Source organism: Bacteroidota bacterium (genome assembly GCA_020161395.1).
GTDB lineage: Bacteria > Bacteroidota > Ignavibacteria > Ignavibacteriales > Ignavibacteriaceae > UTCHB3.
The window spans coordinates 259,900-278,401 of sequence record JAIUOE010000003.1 but is presented as its reverse complement, the minus strand read 5'-3'; the positions used below and the strand labels follow the sequence as shown (position 1 = coordinate 278,401).

General features: G+C 43.1%; 12 protein-coding genes. 4 read left to right on the top strand and 8 right to left on the bottom strand.

What is annotated here, in order from left to right; all coding sequences use genetic code 11:
- Positions 1–29: 29 nt before the first annotated feature.
- Positions 30–1,622: a T9SS type A sorting domain-containing protein gene (locus tag LCH52_06520; protein ID MCA0388132.1), complete on the top strand. Its 1,593-nt coding sequence runs from the start codon at positions 30–32 to the stop codon at positions 1,620–1,622.
- 271 nt (positions 1,623–1,893) lie between these two features.
- Here LCH52_06520 and LCH52_06515 read toward each other — a convergent pair whose 3' ends face one another.
- Positions 1,894–2,367: a nuclear transport factor 2 family protein gene (locus LCH52_06515; protein ID MCA0388131.1), complete on the bottom strand. Its 474-nt coding sequence runs from the start codon at positions 2,365–2,367 to the stop codon at positions 1,894–1,896.
- A gap of 61 nt (positions 2,368–2,428) precedes the next feature.
- On the opposite strand from LCH52_06515, the gene LCH52_06510 reads away from it, so the two are divergent.
- Positions 2,429–3,109 carry a DNA alkylation repair protein gene (locus LCH52_06510; GenBank protein ID MCA0388130.1) on the top strand — a complete coding sequence of 227 codons (681 nt, stop codon included), beginning with the start codon at positions 2,429–2,431 and terminating at the stop codon, positions 3,107–3,109.
- Here LCH52_06510 and recG read toward each other — a convergent pair.
- From recG to LCH52_06475, 7 genes are all read right to left on the bottom strand, one after another.
- A complete protein-coding gene (gene recG, locus LCH52_06505) occupies positions 3,106–5,301 on the bottom strand; it encodes an ATP-dependent DNA helicase RecG (GenBank protein MCA0388129.1) in 2,196 nt (731 codons plus the stop codon). The two genes, LCH52_06510 and recG, sit on opposite strands and share 4 nt — an antisense overlap.
- Before the next feature lie 12 nt (positions 5,302–5,313).
- Positions 5,314–6,156, bottom strand: a complete 843-nt coding sequence (locus LCH52_06500; GenBank protein MCA0388128.1) for an EcsC family protein — start codon at positions 6,154–6,156, stop codon at positions 5,314–5,316.
- Complete coding sequence (locus LCH52_06495) at positions 6,153–7,625, bottom strand: leucyl aminopeptidase (protein ID MCA0388127.1); 1,473 nt, start codon at positions 7,623–7,625, stop codon at positions 6,153–6,155. The genes LCH52_06500 and LCH52_06495 overlap by 4 nt, the downstream gene beginning before the upstream one ends.
- The gene (locus tag LCH52_06490) at positions 7,618–8,622 is read right to left on the bottom strand and encodes a bifunctional oligoribonuclease/PAP phosphatase NrnA (protein ID MCA0388126.1); all 1,005 of its coding nucleotides are present in this window, start codon (positions 8,620–8,622) and stop codon (positions 7,618–7,620) included. The genes LCH52_06495 and LCH52_06490 overlap by 8 nt, the downstream gene beginning before the upstream one ends.
- A gap of 26 nt (positions 8,623–8,648) precedes the next feature.
- The gene (locus LCH52_06485; protein MCA0388125.1) at positions 8,649–10,334 is read right to left on the bottom strand and encodes an STAS domain-containing protein; all 1,686 of its coding nucleotides are present in this window, start codon (positions 10,332–10,334) and stop codon (positions 8,649–8,651) included.
- A gap of 266 nt (positions 10,335–10,600) precedes the next feature.
- Complete coding sequence (locus LCH52_06480) at positions 10,601–11,635, bottom strand: 2-oxoacid:ferredoxin oxidoreductase subunit beta (protein MCA0388124.1); 1,035 nt, start codon at positions 11,633–11,635, stop codon at positions 10,601–10,603.
- Complete coding sequence (locus tag LCH52_06475; GenBank protein ID MCA0388123.1) at positions 11,628–13,469, bottom strand: 2-oxoacid:acceptor oxidoreductase subunit alpha; 1,842 nt, start codon at positions 13,467–13,469, stop codon at positions 11,628–11,630. The genes LCH52_06480 and LCH52_06475 overlap by 8 nt, the downstream gene beginning before the upstream one ends.
- 207 nt (positions 13,470–13,676) lie before the next feature.
- Between LCH52_06475 and LCH52_06470 the strand changes: the two genes are divergently transcribed.
- Entirely contained in the window at positions 13,677–14,321 is a 645-nt protein-coding gene (locus LCH52_06470) for a carbonic anhydrase (protein ID MCA0388122.1), read from the top strand.
- 188 nt (positions 14,322–14,509) lie between these two features.
- Positions 14,510–18,442 carry a CHAT domain-containing protein gene (locus tag LCH52_06465; GenBank protein ID MCA0388121.1) on the top strand — a complete coding sequence of 1,311 codons (3,933 nt, stop codon included), beginning with the start codon at positions 14,510–14,512 and terminating at the stop codon, positions 18,440–18,442.
- Positions 18,443–18,502: the final 60 nt, after the last annotated feature.

Sequence of the window (18,502 nt, the reverse complement as noted above, 5' to 3'; positions counted from 1 at the left end):
AACAATCATCAACAATATAATGAGGCAACATGTCTAAATCATTAACTTTCGTTTTCACACTTTTACTGGCGGTTTCAGCTTTCGCTCAAACGGTTTTGGAAGGTGATATCACAACCACAGTCAATCTGACTTCAAACAACACCTATCTGTTAAGAGGTTTTGTGAGAGTACAGTCGGGTGGTATCCTGAATATTCAAGCCGGAACAAAGATCTACGGTGAGAATTCAACTCAGGGTTCACTGGTTGTGAAACCCGGCGGTAAAATCTATGCGGAAGGAACTGTCAGCCAGCCAATCGTTTTCACTTCCGAGTTTACCAAACCCGGCGCAAGCAGACCTCCAACATACGGCGACTGGGGTGGTGTGATCATTCTCGGAAATGCACCCATAAATGTACCCGGTGGCACCACTTCAATAGAAGGACCCGGAGATTCCTATGGCGGTAACAATCCTGATGACAACAGTGGCGTGCTTAGATATGTAAGAATCGAATACCCCGGTATCGCTTTCTCACTGAATAACGAAATAAATGGTCTCACACTTGGTGGAGTAGGGAGAGGGACTGTACTCGAGTATATTCAGGTTTCCTACAGCGGTGACGACTCCTTTGAATTTTTCGGTGGAACTGTGAACGCAAAATATCTCATTGCTTTCAGAGGATGGGATGACGATTTCGATACCGATTTTGGTTATACCGGAAAACTTCAGTTCCTTTTTGGATTAAGAGACCCTGAAATAGCTGATCAGTCAGGTTCGAACGGGTTTGAATCGGACAACGACGGAACAGGCTCAACAAATCAGCCTCTTACTTCACCCGAATGGTGGAATGTAACCCTGATTGGACCGATTTCAACGACAGGGCAGCAGATAAACAGCCTCTACAGAAGAGGGATGCACCTGCGCAGAAATTCACAGAACAGAATTGCCAATGCGGTAATAGTGGGATGGCCCACAGGAATTCTCCTCGACAGCAAAGGTACTATCAATGGTGCCGCCAACTCTACCATGTATGTAAAAAATTCTGTCATTGCCCAGTGCAACAAGCTTCTCGATACAGCGAGTTCCAATGGTACTTTTAATATTGCAAACTGGTTCAACACAACTATGAGCGGCAGAACATTCTCAGCAGCAGCCGATCTTCAGATGGTGAATCCTTTTAATCTTGCCTCACCAAACGCCACTCTTGTTTCCGGCTCACCACTTCTTACAGGAGGTTTGACTCCTCCAACCGATGCCTTCTTTGATCCAACTGCCACTTTCGTTGGTGCTTTTGGAAGTACAGACTGGACAGCAGGCTGGGCAAACTTTAATCCGTCAGGTGCAACAAGTGTGAAGGAAGACCTTCTTTCAGGCACTCCTGCTGATTTTGAATTGTCGCAGAATTATCCGAATCCATTCAACCCATCCACTAAAATCAGATTTGCCCTTCCTGAAGCCGGCAATGTAAAACTTTCAGTTTACGATGTACTTGGCAGACAGGTAGCTGAGCTGGTAAATGAATTCAGAGCAGCCGGCACTTATGAAGTTGATTGGCAGGCAGACAATCTTTCCAGCGGTGTTTATGTTTACAGACTCGAGTCAGGAACAAAAAACATTAACCGCACAATGAACTTGTTGAAATAGTACCTCTACTCAACATACTTCGACACCGGGGCTCCTTCGCAAGAGGGAGTCTTTTTTTTTTAATGCAGTAATGCAGTAATGCAATAATCCAATAATGCAATAATCCAATAATGCAATAATGCAGTAATGGGCGGATTTTCCAACATCAAACATCAAACATCAAATTTCAAACTTCAAACATCAGACTTCAAACATCAAACATCAAACATCAAACATCAAACATCAAACATCAGACTTCAAACTTCAAACTTCAAACATCAGACTTCGTCTTTCATTTTATTTTTGGTAGTGATCCATGGAACTGAGTGATTAGCCACCGGGAGCCGTGCTTTTCGAGGACACCGGTGTAGCGGATATTGTTGTTTTCGAATACGCCGGCAGAAGTCTGGTATTGCTGGTCGGCAATGATGGCAAACCAGGCGGTGGTTTTTGATTGGGACAGTCTGATTTCTTTACATTTTATGGTAAAATGTGCTGCCTGCATCGTTTTGGCAGCCTGCACGAGGTGTTTGCGTGTTTCGTCCCAACCGAAAAATTCTGATTTGTCGTAGAGTCCGAAGACTACCAGTTCGGGCGATTTGAACCAGAGTGTGTCATGGGAGAGGGTATCTCTTGTTTCGAAGGCTTTGAAAAGTTTGTCGATGGTATTAAAGACATGGAAATTCTCCTGCGGTTGTTTGTTTTCTCTCACACAACCCGGGAGGAAAAGAGACAGAAGAGTGATGGCGAAAAAAATCTTTTTCATAGGAACCGTATTTTTTTTAATATGCAATATAGATTTTTTAATAAAAGGAAGTGAGAAAAAGATGACGCTTAATGAAATTAAAGAGTGGCTCGAGGAAAATAAGGATGAGAGGGGGATAAAATCATGGAGCAAAGCAGGATTAAATGAGATGTCAACCTACGGTATCGGACTGACCAAACTGAAAACCTTTGCGAAAAATATCAAGAAGGATCCCAAGCTGGCGAGGGAGTTGTGGGAGGAGCCCGTCTATGATTGCAGGATTTTATCAGTTCTTACAGATGATCCAAAACTTCTGACACGCGAGAGAGTCGAAGAGCAGATAAAGCATACACAATTCTGGATGATGTCTTACGCGTATGTTTCGAATCTCTTGAAGGACGCTCCATTCAAAAGGGAACTGGTGCTCGAGTGGATCAATGAAAAAGACAATCTGAAGCGCAGGATGGGGTTTGCAATGCTTTCGGGTGTAATAAGTGCCGAAAAACCGGTGAATGTCGGGTTCGCCACTGCCATCATCGACCGGATTGAAATGGAAATAAATTCCGAGGAAAATTTTGTAAAAGACGCAATGAATAATTGTCTTCTCGGTTTAGGTCAGATCAACAAGGAACTGAATGAAAAAGCAGTCGCAGTTGCCAAAAGAATAGGAAAAGTGGTGGTTGATTACGGCGACAACTCATGTGAGGCACCTGACTGCGTGAAACATCTTACTTCCCCAAGATTGCAGGCAAAACTGGGTTAGCCGACTCCATAAAAGTTGTCACCGGAAGCAATTTGTGCTTCAAGCGTCTCTCCGATGATTTGATGTTCAGGCAGCTTAAGTCCGGGGTCGTTCTGAATGATATTTTGGGCGAGGTCTTTGGCTTTTAACATAATTGCAGAATCATTCGCGAGGTCACAGTATTTAAATTCAGGGATACCACTCTGTTTTTTGCCAAAGATATCGCCGGGACCCCGCATTTTCAGATCAATTTCGGACAGCTTAAAACCGTCACTGCTTTCTTCCATTGCCTTTAAGCGGGTAATCGACCTGAGTCTCTCCATCACAGCCTGTGGGAGGTATTCTGCTTTTTGTTTGATTCTTGCTGCAGAGGCTACAATTTCATTTTTAGTAACGAGAATACAGTATGATTGGGAAGCACCTCTCCCGATTCTTCCCCTGAGCTGATGTAGCTGTGAAAGACCAAAACGATGGGCTTCATTAATTACCATCACTGTAGCATTTGGGATATCAACACCCACTTCAATAATTGTCGTGGAGACGAGAATATCGTATTCACCGGCGGCGAACCTGTTCATTATCTCCTCTTTTTCGTTCCATTTCATTCTACCGTGCAGGAGAACGATTTTTAGATCGGGGAGCCAATGCGTGCAGATTTCGGTGAATCCCTGTTCAGCGGCTTTTAAGTCCAGTTTTTCCGATTCCTCAACAAGGGGAAAGACTATAAACGCCTGACGACCCTCCCGCACTCGTGACCTGATAAAATCATAGATTCCGGATAAAGCTGATTCTCCGCGGATGGCTGTTCTAACCGGAATTCTGTTTGCAGGCAACTCATCAATAATGGAGACATCCAGTTCGCCAAAGACTGTCAGAGACAGAGTTCTCGGAATTGGAGTGGCGGTCATAACAAGAACATCGGGAGTTGCTGATTTTCTCATCAGTCTTGCCCTTTGTTCCACACCGAATCTGTGCTGTTCATCTATTACAAGAAAACCAAGATTTTTGAATTCAATGTTTTCCTCGAACAGGGCGTGCGTACCGACAATGATGTCGATTTCACCACCTGCCAAAGCCTCGAGAATTCTCTTTTTTTCTTTTGTTTTTGTGCTTCCGGTCAAAATTTCAATCACAGGGGAAGTGGTGGCTTCGGAGGATTTAATGTTACTCAGAAGTTTTGAAATCGACTTAAAATGTTGCGATGCAAGCACTTCCGTTGGGACCATCAAAGCAGACTGAAAACCTGAATCGACCGCAATCAACATCGAGATGAGGGAAACAACCGTTTTGCCACTTCCCACATCCCCCTGAAGTAGTCTCATCATAGGCTGAGGGGAGAGCATGTCAAGCTTAATTTCGTGCAGTACTTTAAGCTGTGCCTTGGTTAAGGAAAAGGGGAGTGAGTTCAGGAAATCTTTGATAAACGAGGTTCTTGGTTTAAATTCAATACCATTCGATTCCTTTTTATAGCGTTCTTTTTTTGAGAAGGCATTCAACTGATAGTAGAAGAATTCCTCAAATTTCAGACGGTGACGGGCTTTAGTGATAATATCCATCGATTCGGGCAGGTGCAGCGCTTTTATTGTAGACTGTAGCGGCAGCAGCTCGATTTTTTCGAGGATATATTTGGGAAGAGTTTCGTGGACAACGGGGAGGTACCTGTCAAGCGCTCCCTCGATTATTTTTCTGATTCCTGTTTCGCCGAGATTGGCTTCTTTGAAAAACTGATTTACTGAATAAACAGGGATTATTTTTCCCGTGTTGAAGAAGTTTTCACTCTCTTCGTTTGTCAGCTTGTCAAAAGCAGGGTGCATTATCTGGAAATCACCTCTTTTGGAGAGGGATGGTTTCCCTGAGATGGCAAGGGTTTGTCCGGTCTGAAAAGTTTTGGCGAAATACTCAATTCCCTGAAACCAGATGCAATCAAGTTCTGCAGTGTTTTCGATTACCCTCACAGCGAGCACTTTTTTATTGCCGAAGTGCATCACTTTTGATTCCTGCACCTTTCCAATCAGTGTGATTTCGCCCGTATACCCCTTTTTTACATGTTCATAAGCTTTCCCGATTGTCAGGATTGTGGTCCGGTCGATATGTCTGAAAGGGAAGTAGAACAGTATATCCCTTACCGTATTCAAGCCTGCACTCTTGAATGCCTTTGCTCTCGCAGGACCGATCAGAGGTAGGATACTTACGGGTTGGGAGAGCCTGTCCATGTTAAGTTGATATCAGTCTTCTTTTTTTGTTTTCAAACGGACAGCGATTCTGTCGTACTCTGCCTCAATCAGTTCGGGAGAGTATTTTCTTTCCAGTCTTCTGATGGTGAAATGGGCAGTGGCTATCTGCTGATAAAACTCGGTAAAGAGGTAGTTTATCGATGCTCCGCCGGCAGCTCCAATGATGGGTGTCGCCTGACCCACAAATTTAATAAGTACATTCTGACTGAATCTTTCAGTTATCTTCCCAAGAAATTTGCCGAGAATACCCGATGCCAGTTCACCTGCGAAATGGGCTTCCAGTCTGCCTGCTAGCGCCGCAATTTCCCGGGAAAGAAGAATTCTGATTGCATAGTATGAGGAATTCATTGCATCATCAGCCTTGTTTTTTGAACCGAATGCGAAGACCTGAACACAGTTCAAACGGGTCTCGAGGGATGACATATCCTCACCGTTCATTTTAGCAATTTCGGCTATTGAGCGAAGCATCACAGTCGTAGTGAGAGGAAGTTCGATGGCGAGAGCTGTAAAGCCGAAGAGACCGGCGCCACCTCCGAGGACACTCGCAACGAGTTTGTGTATCTTTTTACTGTCGTGTTCGGTATTCGACTCGACATATTCGAGAGTTTTAACGGCGAGGTTGGTACCTTTTAGCAGGGCATCGTTTGTTATATCTGTAATCTTGTTTCTGCTGCCTTCAGGAAGTTTTTCAACCAGTTTTTCAATTGGTGAGCCGATAAAGTTGGAAACCTTGATGAAAAATGAAGGTTTCTCGATTATTTCCACGCATTTTTCGAGTTCGAGAAAATCGTCATAGCTCATTTCTGCCGAAAAAAGTTTTGGATCGTTGCTCATTTAATATCTCCCAGGAAACTAGTTAAAAGTCTTACACCAAAACCGGTCATCCATGTCTTGGAGTAACTTGTTGTGCTGTTGTGAATTGCAGGTGCTGCGATATCAAGGTGCGCCCATGATATATCATCTTTGACAAAATTCTCGAGGAATTTAGCCGCAGTTATTGCACCGCCATATCTTCCACCGGTATTTTTTACATCAGCCACATCACTTTTGTTGTAGCGGTTGTAGTGGTCCCACATCGGCAGTCTCCAGAGGAATTCGGATGTTTCCAAGCCTGAAGTGTAGAGTTTGTCAGCGAGTTCATCATCTTTTGTAAAGAGTCCTGCCGCCACCTCGGCGAGAGCCACGGCACAGGCACCGGTCAGAGTGGCAAGATCGATCAGGATTTCAGGTTTTTGTTCAGAGGCGTAAGTAAGGGCGTCTGCAAGAATTATTCTTCCTTCCGCATCGGTATTATCAACCTCCACAGTCTTTCCAGAGTATGTGGTGACAATGTCTCCGGGTCTGTATGCCGAACCGCTCAACATGTTTTCAGCGAGGGGAATTGCAGCAAAAACCCTAAGAGGCATTCCCATATTGATCACATTAAGCATTGTTCCTGCAACTGCGGCAGCTCCGCCCATATCGGCTTTCATCCAGCCCATGTTTTGAGCCGGCTTTATTGAAATGCCGCCTGAATCGAAAGTTACTCCTTTGCCAACCAGGGCGATGCTTTTTATTGCTTCAGGGTGTTCATATTTTATTATTGCAAGTCTTGGGGGGACTGCACTTCCGCCACCTACAGCCAGAATTCCACCCATCCCCATGGCTTCAAGTTTTTCTGCATCAAAGATTTCGACTGTCGTATGGGGCAGTTTGGAAAAAATTTCGGTTACTTTAAAAGAGAATGTAACGGGATTAATCACACTTGCGGGTTCATTTGCCAGTTCGCGAGCGAGAAAAACGCCCTCCATCACCTGATTTGCAGCTTTGGTGGTTCTTTCTCTCTCATCTAGAGTTCCGCCGATCAGGTTTATTCTAATTTCACCCTCCTTTTTGTCGGAGAGATAACGGTCAAATTTATAGCAACCCAGCCAGACACCTTCGATAAGTGTCTGATAAAGATAGTCGGAAGACTTGAAAATTTTGTCGTATTCAAGGTGACATGGAAGAATTATGTTTACAACCTCAACGGATGATGAGAGTGAAATAAAAAAATCTGCGGTTCTGTCGCGGAACATGTCGGCTGACAGGTCTTTCTTCTTCATTCTCTGAATCGAGAAATTTGTAACTTCGTTGTGACAGTTCAGACGGTGATTTTTCCCGAGAAATGCTTCCCTGTTTAGGGGTGTCAATTTAATCGAATGTTCCTCACAGAATTTATCGAGATTCCCTTCGAGGTTATCATCGTCATTGATAAAGAAGAGTGTTAAGCTTTTTGGTGATACTTCTATTGAATCTGTAAAATTAAAAACCGGTTTAAGCATTCTGACTGACCTCTGTAGTGTTATCCAATATGTAGTTGATTATTTCCTGTTGTTTTTCAGTAAGGTGGTGATTCCTGATTCTGATGCCCGATGCCTGACGGTGACCTCCACCGCCAAAGTGAGCAGCGAGATCTCTGACATTATAATCTCTTTTACCTCTGAGGGAAACCTTAAAACCTTCTCTAAGTTCAATGAACATCGCTCCAAGTTTGACACCCTTTATGGTCATGCAATAATTAATGAAACCCTCGGTATCCGACTCAACTGCTCCGGTTTCGTTGAAATCGGCTTGAGAAAGCGTCATTACCGCGAATCTATTGTCATCACCATAAATCTTCAAAGAATTTAACGCCTTGCCGAGGAGTGCAAATTTGCAAAGGTCATCCTGGCCGTAGATCAGGTCATTTATCTCGATTGGCACTACTCCTTTTTCGAGAAGTGTAGCTGCAATCCTGTGAAGTTCGGGAGTGGTTCTGTCATACTTGAAATTTCCTGTGTCTGTGGCGATTCCCGAGTAGACGGGGACTGAAATCTCATAGTCGAGTTCTGTAATATTTGTTTTTGTAATCAAATCATAGATTATGTGACATGTAGCTGCATAACCGGGGTCATCGAAGATATTGTCAAAAATTTCCTCCGGTTCGAGGTGGTGATCGATACAGATTTTCAATTTTTCTCTTTGGTAGAAAAGGGGAGACATTTTTACTGTCCTGTCTGCTCGATTGAAGTCCAATGCAACAACGACATCACAACACAGGAAATATTCTGAGTGAATCTCAGGAGCAAAATTCTCGATCACACCTTCTTTGTCAAGAAACTCGAGGAAGGGGGGTGTTTTGCTGAAATTTACCACTTTTATCTCTTTCCCCAGTCTCTTGAGAAGAGTATATACTGCCATTTCCGATCCGATTGCATCAGCATCGGGATTAACATGGGTAGTTATCAGGAATGAATTGTTCCCCTTAAGTATTTCAGCTATTTTGTTAAAGTCGATCATTCAATATTTTTCAGTAAGTTATAAAATCAGGTTGTAACAGTTTTGTCAGTCAGAAATTTCAGAGTTTCATCGAGAGAGCCGAAAAGATTGTCCTCTCCTATTTTGTCGATGATACCGCTTCTTGTCAATTCAAAAAGGGGCTGTTTATGAATTCCGGAGATAACAAGTGAAGTGCCGTCCTTTTTCAAAACATCCACAAGGTCTTCGATGGCTTTAAGTCCCGACCCGTCAATCACAAGAAGTTTGCTTACTTCAAGAACAAGAACTTCCGGTTTTTTGTTCATCCCGCGGATAGTATCTCTGAACTGATCGACAGCACCGAAGAAAAGGGTGCCATACACTTCAAAAATCTCGACACCTTTTGGAACAGGTACCGAGGTTTTCGTCATTTTGTCTTCTCCTTCATCAGGGAGGTACAAACTTTGTGTTATGAGCTGGGTTTGGGTAACATCCGACATTTTTTTGATGAAAGTGAGTGCTGCAAGAACAAGCCCCACTTCAATTGCGACGGTTAAATCGATAAAAAGTGTCAGGAGAAATGTGTTTAACAAAATAAGCTTGTCGGCACCCGTCCCCTTTAAAGTTCTAAAAAATGCATGCATCTCACTCATATTCCAGGCTACATATATCAGGATGGCAGCAAGAACAGGAAGCGGAATCAGTGAAGCAAGATCGGCGAAAAGGAGCATCGTTACAAGAATTACTACACCGTGGATCACTGCTGCAACCGGCGTTTTTGCACCGCTTTTGATATTTGTTGCAGTTCTTGCAATGGCACCTGTAACAGGAATACCAAAGAATATCGGCGATATAATGTTACCCACACCTTGAGAAACCAGTTCCATGTTCGATCTGTGCCGGGAACCCATCATTCCATCGGCAACTACTGCAGACAGAAGTGACTCTATTGCCGCAAGCATCGCTATAGTAAATGCCGGCGAGAACATTTGAGTGAACACTTGCCACGAAATCTGTGGCAACCTCGGTTCAGGAAGTGAGTTGGGAACTGTACCAAACTTTGATCCGATTGTATCCACAGGCAGGTTAAAATAGTAAACTGCGAGAGTTCCCACTATGATTGCGATCAAAGAACCGGGAATTTTGAAATTATATCTTCCCCATACAAATATAAAGAGTAGAGAAACCGCTCCAATTCCTAAAGCATAGTAATTTATTTTCTGAATATTTTCCGAAAAGACTATCCATTTGTCCACAAAGTCAGCAGGTACTTTTGCAATTCCCAGTCCCAGAAAATCATTTATCTGGCTTGTAAAGATGATAATTGCGATACCTGTGGTAAATCCAATGGTGAGAGAGTAAGGGATAAACCTGAGAAGTATCCCGAACTTCAACAGTCCGAGCACGACAAGAAAAATTCCGGCAAGAAGTGTGGCAACTGCGAGTCCATCGTAGCCGTACTGTTGCACGATTCCGTAAATGATTACGATAAAAGCCCCGGTTGGACCCGAAACCTGTGATCTTGATCCGCTTAAAAGAGAGACAAACAGACCTGCAACAATTGCCGCGTAGAGCCCCTGCTCCGGTTTTACACCTGAAGCGATGGCAAATGCAATTGCGAGGGGAAGCGCTACAATTCCGACTATAACGCCGGCACTTAAATCAGAAAAGAATGTTTCTTTTGAATAGCCTCTTGAAAGGAGGGAGTAAATTTTGGGTACGAACTCTTTAGGCCAGGAAAACTTGATTTTCATTGTGGTTCTTACAAAAATCTAAAAATTAAACCTTAAATATACCAATAATCGAGGGAAGAAAGGTTGCGGAGGTGCGACTCCATCACAGGATCAAAGGTGATTGTACGCTAAAAACGAGGAGGAGAAACAGATAAAACAAAAAAAAGGAGCCGGAAAATTAATTCCGACTCCTCAAAAATCATCCAATTATTACTGCATTATTGGATTACTGCATTATTGGATTACTGCATTATTGGATTACTGCATTATTGGATTACTGCATTCACCTATTCCACTGTCCAGACATTGCCCTGACCAATCAACTGCTCGAAGGAAGTGACTTTTTTCACTTCTTTCACATGATCAATCTGTTCGACAACGAGGTCTTCGTAGGTTGGTTTCTCGAATCTTCTGAAGCAACCAATCGGAACAGGAAGATCAGGGTTTTCGATAAATTCAGCCAAAATGAAGGCTCTCACCGGTGAAGGATCGACTTCCTTGTGTACCCAAACATCGTTGATCGAGTGAACACCATCGTTCAGATCGATAACCACGGGGATATCACCGTCAAGTTTGATACCTTTGTCACGGTTTTTGCCGAAAATCATCGGTTGACCATCTTCGAGAACGAGTACATGATCAGCTTTTGTTTCTTTGTCTGTAAGGTGTGCATAAGCACCATCGTTGAAGATGTTGCAATTCTGGTACACCTCTATCAGGGTGGTTCCATGATGAGCTGCAGCCTTCTGCATCATCTCCTGCATGTGTTTGGCTTCGCGGTCAATAGTTCTTGCATAAAAACCGATTCCGGCGCCAAGGGCAACCATTGCAGGTTTGAATGGATAATCGACACTTCCAAAAGGTGTGGATTTGGTTTTCTTCCCTTGCTCGGAAGTCGGGGAATACTGACCCTTTGTCAGACCGTAGATGCGGTTGTTAAAGAGTACCATTTTTATTCCGATGTTTCTTCTGCAGGTATGGATGAAGTGATTACCGCCTATGGAAAGGAGGTCACCATCACCTGTTGCCATCCAGACAGCGAGTTCGGGACGGGCAATTTTCACACCACTTGCAATTGAAGGTGCTCTACCGTGAATTCCATGCATACCGAAAGTATCCATGTAATAGGGAAAACGGGAAGAACATCCGATACCGGAAATCCAAACGAAATCTTCCTTCTTTACACCAAGAGAAGGGGATACTCTTTGCATCTGAGCAAGAATCGAATAATCGCCGCAACCGGGACACCATTTAACATCCTGATTTGACGCAAAATCTTTTGCAGTCAGTTGAACTGTTGGGATCTGATTTTCATTACTCATTTTCGACTCCGAGCAGATTTAGTATCTTTTCTTCAATTTCAGATGCTTTAAAAGGCAAGCCCTGAACTTTGTTGTATTGAATGATATCTATAAGATATTCACTCCTAAGAATCATCGCCAACTGTCCGAGATTGATTTCAGGAACAAGAATTCTCTTGAATCTCTTCAGAACATCACCGAGGTTCCTGGGAAGGGGATTGATATATTTAAGGTGGGCTTGGGAAATTTTAATATCCCGTGCCTGAATTCTGTTCATCGCTTCATTGATAGCTCCGTAGGTTGAACCCCATCCGAGAACGAGAAGGTCACCTTCCTGTTCACCGCGGACTTCAAGTTCAGGAATATCATTTGCGATGTTTTTAATTTTTTGATCCCTGAGGTTGATCATGAATTCATGATTTTCAGGTACATAGCTTACATTTCCGTAGATATGTGATTTCTCGAGACCGCCGATTCTGTGTTCCAGACCGGGAGTTCCGGGAATAGCCCACGGGCGTGAAAGATTCTCATCTCTCAAGTAAGGATAAAATTCTTCCTTATCGGTTCTGAATTCAATTTTCAACTCCGGAAGTTCATCCTCTGGTGGAATTCTGAAAGGTTCAGAACCCTGTGAGAGATATCCGTCAGAAAGCAGAATTACAGGGGTCATATACTTGGTCGCAATTCTTGCAGCTTCGTAAGCCATATGGAAACAGTCGGCGGGAGTAGATGCAGCAAGCACACAAACAGGAGCTTCACCGTTTCTTCCGTACATCGCCTGAAACAGGTCGGACTGCTCTGTTTTTGTCGGCAAACCTGTGCTTGGTCCACCGCGCTGAACATCCACAATCACGATCGGAAGTTCTGTCATAACGCCAAGTCCGATGGCTTCCATTTTAAGGGCAAGACCGGGACCTGAGGTAGAAGTCAGGGCTATATTTCCTGCAAAAGCAGCACCGATGCAAGCACAGATGGCCGCAATTTCGTCTTCTGCCTGATATGTTTTTACACCAAAGTGTTTAAAGTTGCTTAGCTCATGCAAAATTTCCGATGCCGGGGTAATAGGATACGAACCGAGGAAAAGGGGAACTCCGCTCTTCCATGATGCGGCAACCATACCGAGTGCAACTGCTTCGTTGCCGGTAACATTTTTGTATTTTCCGGGAGGAAGCTTTACGGGCTCAAGAAAATATCTGGTAGTAAAGAGCTCGGTCATTTCACTGTAGTGATAACCTGCCATCAAAGCTTTTTTGTTTGCTTCGAGGATGTCGGGTTTCACTCTGAACTTGTTTTCAATCCATTTGATTGTGGGTTCGACAGGGCGACTGAACATCCAGAACATTATTCCGAGTGCAAAGAAGTTCTTGCATCTCTCTTTTTCCTTTATCGAAATATTAACACCGTCGAGAGCGTTCATGACCGCTTTGGTCATGGGGACACGGAGAACATTGTAGCCTTTTAATGTTTCATCTTCAAGGGGGTTGTTCTCATATTTTGCCAGTGACAGGTTCTTTGAATCGAATGACGACTCATTAACAATGATCGTGGCAGTAGGTTTTAAATCTTTTAGGTTCACTTTTAACGCAGCGGGATTCATCGCAACTAGCACATCAGGATGATCGCCGTGAGTTGTGCTTTCTCCGCTGGAAAAGTGTATTTGGAAACCTGAAACGCCATTCAGGGAACCGGCGGGGGCGCGAATCTCTGCAGGGTAGTCAGGAAGTGTGTTTAAATCATTACCGGCGATTGCGGAGGAAGTGGAAAACTGCAACCCCGTTAACTGCATACCGTCGCCCGAATCTCCCGCGAACCTGACGGTAACATCTTCAACCTTTACAAGTTGTTTTTCAGCCATTTTTTCATCTCTTAGTTAAAAAATGTATCCCCGTTTTGGAAATTTCTCCAAAATGGTAAAGAAATTTAATAAATGTTGTTATTAAAAACTAATGATTTACCGTTACCTGAAAAAATATTTTACAGTGTGAAAGAATTAATTTTAAAATTGAATAAAAATAACTGATATTTACCATCCATTTGTTCATTATTTAATCGGAGTATTATTATGGCTAAGTGCCGTATACATTTAATCTTTTCTTTAATCATCTTTGGCAGTATTTCACTTTTCGCACAAGTCCCGGCTGATCAGGCAATAAATTTACTTGTTGCCGGAAACAATCGCTTTGTCACGGGCGAATTAATGCAAAAAGATTATGCAACTGAAGTCCAAAAATTGAAAGACGGGCAAAAACCCTATGCGGTAATTCTCTCCTGTTCTGATTCTAGAGTCGCCCCTGAAATAGTTTTTGACGAATCTCTGGGAAAATTGTTTATAGTCAGGCTGGCAGGAAATGTTGCCACCCCGGAAGCGATCGGGAGTATTGAATATGCCGTGGAGCATCTCGGCGCAAATCTTATTCTTGTCCTGGGTCATGCCAAATGCGGAGCTGTGTCGGCTACTGTCAGCGGTGGGGAAGCAACTCCAAACATTGAAAAACTGATCAGCTATATCGAACCCGCAGTTGCGAGTGCGAGAAATGAAGATGGTGAGGCTGATCTTTTAAGCAGAGCAATTCACTTCAATGTTGATCTGCAGGTTAAAAATCTGACCAAGAACAGCCAGACACTTGAACATAAACATCACTCCGGCTCTCTGCAAATAATCGGAGCATATTATGATCTGGCAACCGGTCAGGTTATAATGCATTAAAAACAAAAGTTTTCCATTTTGATTTCGAGGGGTTGATCCGGGAGATGTTTCGGGCAGCCTCTTTTTTTGTTTTTACTGTTTTTGTGGGAAATTAGATCATAATTGATTAGTTTAGGTGATCAAATTTTTGATTGTTGAGACAAGGGAATCAACAAAAGGAAACCGTAAAACGAAAGGTTATTGTGATCATGAAAACGACCGTTTTTCTGATTTTGATCGCAGCCGGAATTTTCACCCGGACACATGGACAGGGTCTGAGTGAGGATGAAAAAGTGTTCTCTGCATATTTTGCGAACTTTGCAGGAACAATATCCACAGTAAACAGTGAAGATGGTGCAACGGACAGCACTTATTTAAATGCTGTCTCCGCCCTGAAAAGAATAATCGAAAAAGACCCCTCCCGGGACCTCCTCAAATTGATATACCTGAACCTTACATTTAGCAAAGGTATTAAACCCGCACTTCTCGAATATGCAAGGACAACCTCTCCCGAAAAAGGTGATCTTGTGATGCTCGCTCTTTATGAATATATAATAACGGAAAAAGAGTTTTATCCTGAAGTGACAGCACTCTTTTCGAAATTGAAGGGGAAAATTCCTTTTCAGATATCACCTTCATATCTCTATTTTATTGAATGCTGGTCTTCACTCCCTGCAAAAGAGGATGATGCCACGCCAAAATCAGGTGACATTTCACTCCTAAAAGACAGGACAGAGCGGAATAAAAACATATTTCCCGATGAAAAGGAATTTTTCAGGGACAACTACCATAAAGGGCTTGCATGGTTCGACACACTTGAAATCGTAAATGATACTCAATTTCCTTTGAGTCTCTTCATGAAATATGAACCTGCGATTGCTGAAGAACTTATCCGGCTTAAAGGAGAGGCAAAGTGGGTTGAGCCGGCTTATGCAAGTGATGAATCCGAACTGATTTCCGCATACAATGGCTATTTTGTCCCTCTTTTTGCGGGGATATTTGATGAAGAATACCTCCTTAAGACCGCATCGATGGCTGATGATGGAACAGAAGCTTCACTGCCAATTGTCGAGACAGTTTTCTGCTACCTGGCTGCTAACAACTGTAATTCACCACTTCTAAAAGCGCAAAATGAGCAGTTGACCGGCTCTGTCGAAAACATTCAGGAGTCAACTTTTCCATGGCTCGCAGCTTACAATCTGAAGAACAATCCAAAAAAATTGTTGTCTGTCATCGAGGGCTTTCAGCGTAAGAATCCTAAATCGCTTACAGCACTTGAGTGGAAAAAATATTTTTTCGCCGAAGTGGTGCCTGACAAAATCAAACTTTCGGAAGTCGAAAAGCAGATAGAGGAAATTACACCAAAGGATTGGTCTTATAAAATCGCCATGGGACGGATAGCTTTAATGATCGATTCTCTCCGGTTTAAGCCTGCTGAAGACTACCTCCTGATGCTTAAATCGCGGCTTGAAAATGATTTCCTTTTTCTCTCTACCGACTATTTTGACCTCACTGAAATGCTGAGAGACCTCTACATCAAGACAGGGGAGTATTCGAAATCACTTGAGGTGCAAAAGCAAAAATACAGTCTTCTGAAACAGTATTTCATGCCGGGGAATGAACTCCGAATGCACAATGAAAATCAGCTTGCGGAAAACTACCGGTACCTCGGGAAATTTATCGAATCAAGGGAGATTCTGACAGAGTTGCTCCGTGTTATCGATTTTTTGGATATTAAAAAGAGCAACAGTTATACAGATGCTTTGCTTGGGATGGCTTTCACGATGCAGCAGGCGGGTGAGATCGAAAAATGTGATCACTTCATTGACTCGGTTTATAACCTCATCATATCCGGTAAAGTGGAACAGGAACAACAGAAAAGGAAACTGATTCCCCAGTTGATCGATTACTACAACCAAAAAGGGAACCCGGAAAAATCGGAAAAACTTCTTGATATTTTCGAAAAACCGGTTTCAGGCGGGGATTCGGGTAACAGATTCCGGGTCATCAGAATGCGTTCAGAGCTTGCCATGATTTTGTTCAAGAAGGGTGAAAAGGAAAGATCGGGAGTTTTGCTCGGTGATCTTTCGAAATCATTTATCGAACTTCCCGTAGCTTCAGATAACGACTGGATGAAAGCATTCGGGAACCTTGCCTTTTTGCACAACAACATGCCATACAACAAGGGACACCGCAATTTTTATAAATTCCTGAAGAAAAATTCCGAACTTATCCTTCAGGTAAGAGACCCCTATTTTGTGAATGCTCTTACCAACATAGTGGAATTTTATCATCGTGAGGGAGATTTCAATCCCGCTCAGGATTTTCTTCTTGAAGTAATCAAAAAACAAAAACAGAATTTCAGTGAGCTGAATCCCGACTATCTTCTTATGACTGTAAAGCTGATCGAACTCATGGGACGAAGAGGAAAAGGGGATGAGTTCTTCAAACTTTATAAAGAACTGATCGATGTACAGGCAAAATATTTGAGGGAGACACTTCCGCTTCTGACGGAAAACGAACGGGAAGTGATGATGCGAAAATTCATTCAGATTAATGAATTGTGCATGTCAGTTTCAATGAAATATTTTGAATTTGACCTTGCTGCATACGGACTTTATTACGATAACCTGTTACGAATAAAAGGATTAAAGCTTGCTGCCCTGAAGAATGAGCGGCAAAGGATGAGAAAAATAAGCGATCCGGGAAAAATTGAAAAAATCAGAAAGCTCGATGATTTGAAGAATCTGATCGGGAAACTGTATAATTTCTCAAAGGATGAAAGAGCAAAAACAGGCTATGACCTTGAATCACTTGAGACCGAAGCAAAAATGATTCAAAATGAACTGAACACTTCCACTCTGACAGGAGACTCCCTGATCGATCTTTCAATTACATGGCAGGAGATAAGGGCAAACCTGAAGGAAGGGGAAGCCGCGATAGAGGTTTTCAGGTTTAAGCCGTATGATGCGGCTGCTCCCGACTCGGTTCACTATCTTTATTTAATAGTCACACCTCAAATCACCGACCATCCTGAAATCGGCTTTCAGTATCTCGGAAAGCAACTTGAAGGGGAGGCATTCCGGGCTTTGCAGGACGCATCAAGGACGGTAGATACCGATTATTTCACAGAAAACGAGATAAAAACCCTCAAAACTTCCTACAACTATTTTTGGCTCCCGATCGAATACCATCTTCAGGGGGTAAAAAAGATATATTTTTCGGCTGACGGGGTGTACCATAAAATAAATCCGGCTGTTTTAATTAATCCCGCAACGGGCAAATATCTGTATGAAGAATATGAGATAGAATATGTAACGAGCACAAGGGTTTTGGCAGGGAAGGAAAAAAAGCGCGGTGAAGGAAAAGGAAACTGGCTGTTTGGATATCCCGATCTGTACAATTTCGAATTTGATCGGACCAAATCTGTAAACCAGGAAAGCGACCGGAGTATGATACCGGTCGAAGCGGGAAATGACATAAAAAGATACTGGCTTTCTGACATCCCAGGAACAAAAAGGGAAGTGGAGACCATCGATTCATTAATCAAGGTTCGCGGTTTGGAATCTCATCTTTTTACAGGTGCAGATGCAAACGAGTCAAAAATCAAACAAATAAAACTTCCCCGGGTGCTGCACATAGCCTCCCACGGATATTTCATTAAAGACGAGGATGTGGCTGATGACAAAGTCTACGGATTCGACAGGGGAGTAGTTGCCCAAAATCCTCTACTGAGGTCAGGTCTGTTTCTTGCCGGTGCTGGAGTGTTTTTAGACAGCGATCCGTTTCAGTGGAAAAGCCCTGAAAACGGTATCCTTACCGCACAGGAATGTCTGAATCTGGATCTCGCCACAACTAATCTTGTGGTACTCTCGGCGTGCGAGACAGGTCTGGGAACCGTTCAAAACGCGGAGGGGGTTTACGGTCTTCAAAGAGCTCTTATGGTCGCGGGTGCTGAAAGTGTCATTATGAGTCTCTGGAGGGTGCACGATACCGCAACTATGGAGTTTATGGTGAGCTTTTATTCAAACTGGGTGACGACAGGTGACAAGTTGCGTGCATTCGACATGGCAAGAACTGAAATCAGAAACAAATACAAACTCCCGTATTATTGGGGTGCATTTGTCTTAATTCAGGATTAATTCAGAAAATTTGGCGGTCAATATTCCCGCAACCCCAATTAGATTTGATGAACAGCTAAT